The sequence below is a fragment of the Pseudoalteromonas sp. S558 genome (assembly GCF_005886635.1).
Lineage (GTDB): Bacteria > Pseudomonadota > Gammaproteobacteria > Enterobacterales > Alteromonadaceae > Pseudoalteromonas > Pseudoalteromonas aliena.
Genome location: NZ_PNDU01000021.1, coordinates 1 through 2761, shown reverse-complemented (window position 1 = coordinate 2761; position 2761 = coordinate 1). Strand labels below are relative to the sequence as shown.

The 2761-nt window shown below is 37.3% G+C and carries 1 protein-coding gene; it reads left to right on the top strand.

Features of this window, described 5'->3' with window-relative positions; genetic code table 11:
- Nucleotides 1-402: 402 nt before the first annotated feature.
- A complete protein-coding gene (locus tag CWB66_RS01995) occupies nt 403-2526 on the top strand; it encodes a TonB-dependent siderophore receptor (RefSeq protein ID WP_138584144.1) in 2124 nt (707 codons plus the stop codon).
- Nucleotides 2527-2761 lie beyond the last annotated feature (235 nt).

Here is a 2761-nt window from a genome sequence, read left to right as displayed (position 1 = left end):
CAAATAAATTTCAACAAACTAAATACCATGATTTCTAAAAAAAAAATCTATCTCGAGCAGCTATTTTCAGTGCTAACTGCGTTGAATTTACTTGCAATAGGCCAGCTATTGACGCGTAAATTCGCCTTGTTTTCACTGAAAATCTCTGGCTAGAGAAAATAAATTTAAATATCACCATGATTCAATATTTTAGTAAATCTCTTAACCAGAGCTCAAGTTAAGTAAAAACTGTTTACTTCCTTTAAGCGGCTTCGGCCGTTTTTTTATGAACGTGATTAAAGTTAGAGTTAGCTTTTATATATGACATTGAAAAAATTATGGATAAAAACAACAAAACGCAATTGCAAATCAATATCATTTAGATTAAATTACGCACTTCTTTTGAACTAATTGGAAAAACTCATGTCGTCCCCTCAAGTTTTGCGTTTATCTAAACTAAGCTTTGCTACTTCTTTAATTCTATCTGGTTATGCTTTTGCAGATGAAGTGAAAGCAAAAGATGAACCTCTCGAAAAAATTGCAGTCTATGGCCAGCATCATAAAAACTACATCACAGAAGAAGCACAATCGGCTACAAAATTAGGCTTAACAATAAAAGAAACGCCGCAGTCAATCTCAGTTGTTTCACGTGCCCTAATGGACGACTTTTCACTAGACGATATTAATTCTGTATTAGAAAGCACACCAGGTGTAACGGTAGAACAAATAGAAACTGACCGTACTTATTTTAAAGCTCGTGGTTTTGAAATCACCAATTTCCAAGTTGATGGCTTAGGCATTCCGCAAAGTTCAGGCTCTATTCAAGGCAGCCTTGATACATCAATTTATGACCGCGTTGAAATTGTGCGTGGAGCAAACGGTTTAATGACAGGTGCAGGTAATCCTTCAGCGACCGTCAACATGGTGTTAAAAAAACCAACATATACAACGCAAGCTAATGCATCTGCTTCTTATGGTTCGTGGAATAAAAAACGTTTAGATTTAGATGTATCTACACCAATAAATGACGAACATGCTGTACGTGCGGTATTTACAAAACAAAAAGCTGACTCTTACCTCGATCGTTATGAGACAGATAAAACGATTGTATATTTAGCCTACGAAGGCAAATTAACAGACAGTACATCGCTTAGCGTTAATTACGTGAATCAACAAAAAGATGCCGACAGCCCGCTTTGGGGCGCACTTCCTCTTTATTACACAGATGGCACACCTACTGACTATGACGAATCAACCAGCACTGCTGCCGATTGGTCTTACTGGGATAACAGTGCAGAGCAAGTATATGTAACACTTGAGCAAAACTTATCAGCAACATGGGTGGCTAGAGCGCGTTATGCTCATGTTAAAAATGATCAAAAATCGGAATTGTTTTACGTGCAAGGGACGCCCAACAAAGACACTGAAATTGGTTTGAAAGGTTTTGCAAGCCGCTATGATTATAGTGATAAACACGATTTATTTGATTTATATGCCAGTGGTAAATTTGATTTATTTGGCCAAGAGCACGACCTATCGTTTGGTGTTAGCCAAGCAAAAATGGATTACAAAGACCTGTCGCTTTACGATTACACTACAGGTAATGGCTTTCCAGCAATGCCATCTCTTAAAACATGGGATGGCGTAATGCCAGAGGCAACCCTTGCTGATAGTGAAAATGGGAGTGATATAACTAACGAACAAAAATCAGCTTATATATCTACACGCCTTAAATTAAGTGAACCGCTAAGCCTACTTGCTGGCGTGCGTTATACTGATTGGGAAACAAAAGGTACAGCTTATAGCGTGTCTCAAACACGCAGTGACTCAGAGTTAATACCATACATAGGTACCGTGTATGACTTCAGTGATACGTTATCTGCATATGCAAGCTACACAGAAACATTTGTACCGCAAAAAGAGCTTGATATAAATGCGAATCAACTTCCGGCTATTACTGGTAAAAGTAGTGAAATAGGTGTTAAAGCGCAGCTTCTTGACGATCAATTGTTTGTAACCTTTGCTTATTTTGATGCAAAACAAGATGGCCTTGCTGTTGCTCTTCCTAATTCCGTACCTGGTGATACACGTTATTATGCAGCCGATGGGATTAACAGTAACGGCTTTGAAGTCGAACTAAGTGGTAAGTTTACAGACGATTTAAGTGCAAGTATTAGCTTCAGTAATTTAAGTATTGATGGTGATGACCTAGTAAAAGACTACACACCAGAAAACCAACTTAAAGTGGCAGCAACTTACCAAGTTCCGTTAGTTGATGGTTTATCGTTTGGCGCAAATTACCGCTGGCAGGATTCAACTAGCCGCGTTCAAGTTAAAGATGCTAACGGTATGGCGGCTGTTACCACAAATCAAGATGCATACGGGTTACTTGATTTAATGGCCACTTACGAAATTACTGACAATATAGGTGTAACATTTAATATAAATAACACCACAGGCGAAAAATACTTAAACAGCCTATATTGGGCACAAGGTTACTACGGTGCACCACGTAACTACGGCCTATCTGTAAACTGGCAGCTATAATATAGACTCTATTTATTAAACTTTATTAAGTTTTTAAAACGGCACATTTTTATGTGCCGTTTTTATTTTATACCAATCTGCATATATATTGGGTCTATTTAACGTTAAGAAAATTATGCAAGAACTAGGCAAAAACTTTTATATCTAGTTGTTCTAAATAAAAAATTTTTAACGACGTTATAGTGCAATTTAATTCGTTAAATTGATCAAAGATTTATGCAGTTTGGTATAAAGC

Bases quoted from the DNA above. Each gene is read 5' to 3' on its own strand.
- CWB66_RS01995 (WP_138584144.1), top strand. From the start codon at position 403: ATGTCGTCCCCTCAAGTTTTGCGTTTATCTAAACTAAGCTTTGCTACT.